Source organism: Acidovorax sp., from assembly GCF_046339755.1.
Classification (GTDB): Bacteria; Pseudomonadota; Gammaproteobacteria; order Burkholderiales; family Burkholderiaceae_C; genus Acidovorax.
This window is the reverse complement of the sequence record NZ_JBKDTZ010000077.1, coordinates 1-7413: the sequence shown is the minus strand read 5'-3', so window position 1 is coordinate 7413 and position 7413 is coordinate 1. Positions and strand designations below refer to the sequence as shown.

Below are 7413 nucleotides of genomic sequence, written 5' to 3'. Positions count from 1 at the left end.
GCCCCAGCGCAGCCGGCCGGGCGCGCCGAGCAGCTGGCCGGGCTCGATGGCGTGGGGGGCCTGCAGCTCCAGCAGCACGGCTTCGTGGGTGCCGTCGGTCACAAAGGCCAGGGCCTTGTCCGCCAGGCCCTGCGCCGCCTTGTCCAGCGGCTCCATGGCCTGGCGCAACAGGTTGTTCTGCGCGGTGCTCAGTCCATTGCCATCATTGCCCGAGCGGCCCGTCACCGCCCCCACGATCTTGTCCAGCAGTCCCATGCACGATCCCCTGTGGTCTGAATAGAGCCCCGCAGTGTGTCAGCGCGCCATGTCGCCACCGTGGCGCCCGGCCGCGCCTGCGTGCAATTTGCCCGCTTTCCAGGTAATGGCGTGTAACGATCCGCCGGGTCAGCCGGCGATGGACGGCAGGCCGTCGAGCTCCACCGTGCGCTGGCACAGCTGCTGCAAGCGCAGCGCACCCGCCGGCTGCGGTGCGCGCAGGTGGGCCTGCAGGGCCGCAGCCACCGTGTGCAGACCCACGGAGCGGATGGGCCCCAGGGCCGCGTCCAGCCGTTCGGCCTGCGGCGCGGTGAGCGGCATGCGGCCCGTGGCGGCCTGGGTCTCCAGCACGTCGAGCACCGGCCCCAGCAGGCGCTGAGCGCGTGTGGGCCGGCTTGCGGCCGGGGCGGCCGCCTGCTCCTTGCGCCACTGCACCATGCGCAGGATGCGCTGGGCCAGCGAGGTGGGGCGCGCGGCCTCGTTGGCGTAGTCCAGCGAAACGGCCTGGACCAGCCCCTTGGCATCGCTGCTGAGCAGGGACAGGGGCACCAGCAGCGTGGCGGACGGCGTGCGCTCCACGCGCACCAGCACCGCATGCACGGGGGCGCCGCGGGCGGCCAGCCGGTCCAGGTTGTCCACGCGCTGCATGCTGGCATCGCCCACGGGGACCGTCAGGTGCAGCCACAGGCCATCGCCGTCCTGCACGGGCCAGAGCAGTTGCTGGTGGGCTTCGTCGAGCACCGGGGCGCGTGTGGCCTGGGGGCGCAGCAGTGCCAGTTCGGCCCCGTCGCCCGAGAGGCCCGAGGCCTCGCTCAGCCGCGCCGTGAGATCGGCCCAGCGGCCGCAGCCGATGGCCTGCAGGCGTGCGTCGCCCGCCTGCCAGGGCGCCAGGGCCTGCGCACGGGCCGTGCCCGCCAGCGCCAGCCGGTCGTCGTCGGCCAGGCGGGGGTTCTCCAGCCGCAGCGGCGCCTGGCACAGCGACTGCGCGGCGCCCACACCGGGCCAGACCGCGTGGATGTTCCAGGCGCTGTGGCGTGTGAACCCCGTGTCGCTGCCGTCGGGGCGCGCCAGCGCGGCCTGCATCAGGCGCTGGCCCGCCAGGTCCCAGAAGGCCAGCGTGAGGCCGCGTGCGCCGCCCAAGGTCTGCCACCAGTGGCCACCCAGGGGCAGCAGTTCCAGTGCCGTGGTCTCGTCGAAGGCGCGGCGCAGCCGGCCGCGCAGGGCGGCTGTGCGCTCTGCTGCTGCTTGCGCACCGTCGCTGGCCGGTGCGCGCAGGGCATCGCACAGCGCCTGGATGCTGGACATCAGCGCCAGCGCATCGCGCTCCTGCATCCGGTGGTCGCGGCGCACCAGTCCATCGACCATGCCGCCCAGATTGCGCAGCAGCGCGGCCAGGCGCGGCAGGCCTTCGCCGCGCGCCGACATGTTCAGCGCCAGCAGCCGTGCCGAGGCCTGCTCGCTCACATGCGACAGGCCGCCGGTGAGCAGCTCGTGCAGCATGGCCTCCACCTGGACCAGGAAGGCCCGCTCGCGCTCGCCCAGTGCGGTGGTGGCCGGCCCTGCTGCAGCGGCAGGGGCCATGCCCTCGGGCCAAGCCAGCGGCTCGCCCAGCGCCTCGCGCAGGGCCGCCAGTGCGATCAGGTGCACGGCCTTGCGCTCGCGCGCCGGCACTTCGGACACCATGCCCTCGTAGCCGGCTCCCGCCACATAGCGGCAGGTCGCATTCAACGCCGGCAGTTCCATCACCAGCGTGCCGCCCTGCACGCTCCACTCGATGCCGCAGGGCAGCGCCTGCACCGCGCGGCGCATGGCGGCCACGCCGGCCTGCCTGAACAGCGCGGGGCCTTGCAGGGCGCGCACCTCGGCCAGTGGATCGGCGCTGGGGGCAACCGCAGTGGGCGACTGTGCATCTGCCTCGGCGCCAGGGGCCGCAGGTGCTTCAGCGGTGGCCGCGCCAGGCTCCAGCGCCCGCAGCCACAGCGCCGCCCCAAGGATGTGCTTGCAGATGCCGGGCGCCGGGCAGTCGCACTGCGCCTTCTGCGGGCCCCGGGCGTCGAGCTGAACGCGCTGGCCATCGGCCTCGACCACGCCGCCATCGGCGCCCTGCTCTGCCCACTGCACCTTGCCCGCCTCTACATCCTTGGCAGCGCGGCGCAGCAGGCCCGCATTGGCCAGGGCCGTGAGGGTGTCGGCGTCATAGGCGCGGTAGCTCTCAAACCAAGCCGGCATGTCGTTTGTCCAGTGCGTTTTGCGTGGCTCGCAGTCTTTGAAACTGGCGCGGCCAAAGCCAGTGCTCCCGCGCAAGGGCCGCCCCGCCGCGCTGGGAGCGTCCCCCTCCCGACTCGCGCAGAGAGTCGAGAGAGGGGGAAGGCGCGCAGCGACTCAGGGGGTGCTTCATTTCACTCCATGACCTCGGCCAGCCACTGGGCGAAGTGGGTGGGCGTGAGCGCTGCCACATGCATGCCCTTGTTGGCCAGGCGCTGGGCCATCTGGCGGTCATAGACCGGGTTGGCACCCTCGTCGAGAGCGGCCAGGCCCAGCAGCTTCACACGCGCCTCGGCCATGCGCGCCACGGCCGACAGCAGCGGGCCGGGGGCGGCGCCCTCCTCGAAGTCGCTGATCAGCGTGAACACGGTGCGCTGCGGGTTGGCGATCAGCGATTCGCAGTAGTGCACGGCGCGGCCGATGTCGGTGCCGCCGCCGAGCTGCACCGTGAGCAGCACCTCCACCGGGTCGTGCGCCAGGTGCGTGAGGTCGACCACGCTGGTGTCGAACACCACAAGCTTCACGCGCACCGCGGGCAGCGAGCTCATGATGCCGGCGATCACGGCGCTGTAGATCACCGAGTCCATCATCGAGCCGCTCTGGTCCACGCACAGCACCACGTCCCAGGGCAGGTTGCGCTTGACGCGGGCATTGAACAGCGGGCGCTGGATGACCAGCTGGCGCCGCTCGGCGCTGTAGTTCTTGAGGTTGGCCGCGATGGTGGCGCGCGCATCGAAGTTCTGCGCGTTCTTGACCAGCGAACGCCGCTGGCGATTGCGCCGGCCGACCAGGGCGTTGACGAAGTCGTTTTTCAGGCGCCGGGTGATCTCGTCCACCGTTTTCTGGATCACCTCGCGCACGGCGTCGTGCATGGCGCCCGACAGGCGCCCGCGCATGCCCAGCAAGGCTTTGGCCAGGCCGGGCGTGGGGTCCATGGAACGCAGCACGGCCGGGTCCTTGAGCAGGTCGGTGAGCTGGTAGCGGTCGATGGCCTGCGTTTGCATGCGCTCGAAGACCTCCTGCGGAAAGAGTTCGCGCGAGCGGTTGAGCCAGTCGATGGCGCGCAGCTGGCTCGGGTCGAGCGAGCCGGCACCGCCGCCCGCCGGGCGGGCCAGGCCCCGGCCCTCGTATTCGCGGCCATAGAGGTATTCGAGCGCCTGGTCGAGCTTCCAGTCGCCCGCATCGAACTGCGCATGCGACAGCGGCTGCGCGGCATAGCGGCCCAGGATCAGGCGCCAGCGGCGCAGGGCCTCATCGGGGTGGATGTCGTCGAAGTCGGGGCTTGGCATGGGCGGCGAAAGCTTACCACCCGTGCCGGCCCGGATCACGGCGCGAACCGTGCTGCCGTGGCGCGGAACATGGCGTTGCGCTCGTCCAGCGCCTGCTGCGTCGCAGGCACCATGATGGGAGCGCCCTGGCTGGCGAAGGCCTGGCACTGCTGCACGTAGGGGCGCAGGCTGGCGTCATGGGCCGCCGCCGTGGCCTGCATGTCGCCGCCATGTGCGGTCCAGGCGGTGGCCAGGGTCTCGGCGGACACCATGGCGAGGGTCGTGCCCATGCCCGAGAGCAGCGCGGCGCAATGGGCCGCGTCGCCGATCAGCGCGACATGGCCTTTGATCCATTGCGGCATGTGGGTCTGGCTGACCGAGTCGAAGTAGAAACCCTGGGCCGCGGGGTCGGCGAAGGCGGCGCGGATGGCGGGCACCTGCCAGGCATCGACGCGCGCCAAAAACTGGTCGAGCAGGCGCCGCTGCGCCGCCGGGTCGCGGTAGTCGTATTCGATCACGGGACTGGCGGCCAGCACCATGGCCTGCGGGCCATCGCCTGCATCGCGCACCGCGACCGTGAGGCCGGGCACGTTGAGCATGGCGCGATGCCAGTCCTGGCCCGCGGGCAGGTCGACCAGCGCGACGTAGTGGCCGAAGTGGCGCACGTAGTCGGCCTCGGGGCCAAAGGCGAGCCGGCGCACGCTGGAGTGCAGGCCGTCGGCGCCGACCACCAGGTCGTAGCGTGCCTGCCGGCCGTCCGCAAACCCGATGTCCACGCCCTGCGCACTGTCGGCGAGCGAGGCGATGGACGCCTGGAAGCGGAACTCCACCTCGGGCGAAACGGCATCCCGCAGGATGCGGTTGAGGCGGTCGCGCGTGATCTCGATGTCCTCGTCGGTCTCGTTGGCGAACCAGCGCAGGTCCAGCGTAGCGACCTGCGCGCCCGTGCCGTCGAGCACGGGCGAAGGTTCCAGCAGGCGCACCTTCTCGGCCTCGATCTGCGCGAGGATGCCCATGCGCTGCGCGGTGGCGAGGGCGCGCCCGCGCACGTCGATGGGGGCGCCACCGGGCCGCAGGCCCTCGGAGCGCTCGACCACGGTGACGCGGTGGCCGTGGTGTGCGAACCACCAGGCGGCCGACAGGCCGGCCATGCTGGCACCGGAAATGAGAACGTCCATGGGGCAACTCCTCTGGGATGGCAGGCTCAGGCCTTGAAGGTCCGGGCCAGTTGCACCACGGCCTGCTTGTCGAAGGCGTTGATGTCGTCGATCAGCTCATTGGTGAACAGGCGGTTCGGGTCACCCAGCTCCTCGGCGAGCTTGGGGTTCTTGCTGCTTTCGGCGGCCATCTCGATGTTGGCCTTCCATTCGGCCAGGGACGAGGCGCCCATGCGCTGGTCCGGGTCGTCGGGCCGGCGCATCCAGCTGGTCTTGCGGTCCTTGAGGATGAAGGCCAGCTCCTTGCGCGCCTCGTCCTCGCTGCGGCCCTTGGGCCGGCTTTCGGGGTATACCGCCCAGTGGGCGTCGATGGCCGCTTCGATGTTGGCGTTGGAGAAGATGGTGGACTTCGCCACACCCTGGAACAGGGCCACCAGGGCCTTGCGCTGCTCCTTGAGCAGCTTGCGCGGCACGCACAGCCAGCCCGAGCCGATCTGTGCGAACTTCGGCGTGAGCGGCACATAGCGCAGCTTCGTGCCCACCAGCTCGATGCGTGCGGCAGCGGTGTCGAAGGCCACCATCGCGTCCACCCGGTCGTGGTCGATGGCAGCGCCGGCCGGCGCACCGTCGCCGATGGCGATGTACTCGCACTGGTCGTCCTTGAGGCCGAGCTCGGCCAGCATGGCCTTGGTGACCACGATGCCGGTGTCGCCCTGGCTGCGCACGCCGATGCGCTTGCCCGCCAGGTCGGCGGCCGAGCGGATCGGGCTGCCGGGCTTGACCACGATCACGTTGCCGTTGCGCGGCAGCCATTTGTAGACGCTCACCAGGTCGAGCGACGGGTCCTTGGCCATGGCCGGCAGCAGGATGCCCGGCACCGCCGGGCCGAAGTCCACGTGCCCGGCGCGCAGGCTCTGCAGCGCCTGCGTCATGCTCGACATGTTGACGTATTCCACGTCCACGCCGTTCGGCTTGTAGAAGTTGAGCCTGGGGTGCTGGCCCGCGGTGCAGAAGCACTGCTGCGGGTCGTTCACCGCGGCGGTGTTGGCCACCTTCATCATGCGCACACTCTGCGCCAGCGCCGGCAGGCCGGCAGCGAAACCCAGGGCACCCAGGCCCCGGCCGAAATCACGTCGCGTCACCATGGTGTTCACTCCTTCACAAAGAATGGGGGCAGGCGGTCAGGTATTCACCGCGCGCTGGGAGGTATCGGCCGGCATCCAGTGCAGCACCCGGCGCTCGATGCGGCGCAACAGGCCGGTCAGCACGATGCCGATGACCGACAGCACCACGCACACCGCAAAGCTGCCGCCGCTGTCGGCCTGGGCCTCCATCTGCAGGATGAGCACGCCCAGCCCGGCCTGGGCGCCGACGAACTCGCCTACCACCGCGCCGACCACGCTGAAGGCCGCGGCCATGTTCAGCCCCGCGAAGATGTAGGGCATGGCGCTCGGGAACTTGGCCTTGCGGAAGATCTGCCAGGGCGTGGCCGAGAGCGAGCGCAGCAGGTCGATGCGGTCCGGGTCCACCGCCTTGAAGCCGGCGATGCTGGTCACCAGCACCGGAAAGAAGGTGAGCAGGCAGATGATCACCACCTTGGAGCTGATGCCAAAGCCCAGCCAGACCACGATGATGGGCGCGATGGCCACCTTGGGCACGCTCTGCAGCGCGGCCACGTAGGGATCGAGCAGTGCCTCGACCCGGGGCATCTGCGACACCACGATGCCGATGGCCAGGCCCACGCCGCTGCCGATGAGAAAGCCCAGCAGGATCTCGCTCACCGTCACGCCGCCGTGGTACCAGAAGCCGTCCTTGGCAAGCGGGTGGGTCGCCAGGCCGCGCCACAGGGCCAGCGCGATATCGCTGACCGGCGGCACCAGGTGCCTGGGCACCTTCAGGAGCCGCACCGCGGCCTCCCACGAGCCTAGCAGCGTGATGAGCAGCAGGATGGACTGCACCCGCGTCGAGGCAAGCGGGTGGGGGCGCCGCTTGCGCTCCATGGCCGCTGGCTGCGGGTTGGCGCCCTGGGGCGGTGCAATGGGATCGGTGTCTTGGAGCATGGCGGTGGTCATGGGGGACTCTTTCTTTTGCCGGTGTCAGTCGAACGAAGCGGCGTGCGAGAACCGCTCGCGGATCGACGCGGATGCCGCGGCGAAGGCCGGGTGCGACATCACGTCCATGGAGCGCGGGCGCGGCAGGTCGATGGGCAGCACCCGCTCCAGCGTGCCGGGGCGGGGCGACATCACGAACACCTTGTCGCCCAGGAACACGGCCTCGGGGATGGAGTGGGTGATCAGCACCACGGTCTTGCCGCTCTCCATCCAGATGCGCTGCAGCTCCTCGTTCATGCGCTCGCGCGTCATGGCGTCCAGGGCGCCGAAGGGCTCGTCCATCAGCAGGAACTTGGGGTCGTGCAGCAGCGCCCGGGCGATGGAGGCGCGCTGCTGCATGCCGCCGCTGAGCTGGCG

7 protein-coding genes are annotated in these 7413 nt (G+C 70.8%); all 7 read right to left on the bottom strand.

The window, feature by feature from the left end:
* Positions 1–255: hypothetical protein (locus tag ACK59X_RS06195; RefSeq protein ID WP_409956026.1), on the bottom strand; the 255-nt coding region annotated here is incomplete at its 3' end.
* A gap of 129 nt (positions 256–384) precedes the next feature.
* The gene (locus tag ACK59X_RS06190) at positions 385–2484 is read right to left on the bottom strand and encodes an SWIM zinc finger family protein (RefSeq protein ID WP_409956025.1); all 2100 of its coding nucleotides are present in this window, start codon (positions 2482–2484) and stop codon (positions 385–387) included.
* Positions 2485–2654: 170 nt separating this feature from the next.
* Positions 2655–3809, bottom strand: coding sequence for a VWA domain-containing protein (locus ACK59X_RS06185; protein WP_409956024.1), 1155 nt, complete (start codon positions 3807–3809; stop codon positions 2655–2657).
* 35 nt (positions 3810–3844) lie between these two features.
* Positions 3845–4966: an FAD-dependent monooxygenase gene (locus ACK59X_RS06180; protein WP_409956023.1), complete on the bottom strand. Its 1122-nt coding sequence runs from the start codon at positions 4964–4966 to the stop codon at positions 3845–3847.
* A 26-nt stretch (positions 4967–4992) separates the two neighbouring features.
* Positions 4993–6090: an ABC transporter substrate-binding protein gene (locus tag ACK59X_RS06175; protein WP_409956022.1), complete on the bottom strand. Its 1098-nt coding sequence runs from the start codon at positions 6088–6090 to the stop codon at positions 4993–4995.
* A 36-nt stretch (positions 6091–6126) separates the two neighbouring features.
* A complete protein-coding gene (locus ACK59X_RS06170; protein ID WP_409956021.1) occupies positions 6127–7017 on the bottom strand; it encodes an ABC transporter permease in 891 nt (296 codons plus the stop codon).
* 24 nt (positions 7018–7041) lie between these two features.
* On the bottom strand, positions 7042–7413 hold a 372-nt coding region (locus ACK59X_RS06165; RefSeq protein ID WP_409956020.1), incomplete at its 5' end, for an ABC transporter ATP-binding protein.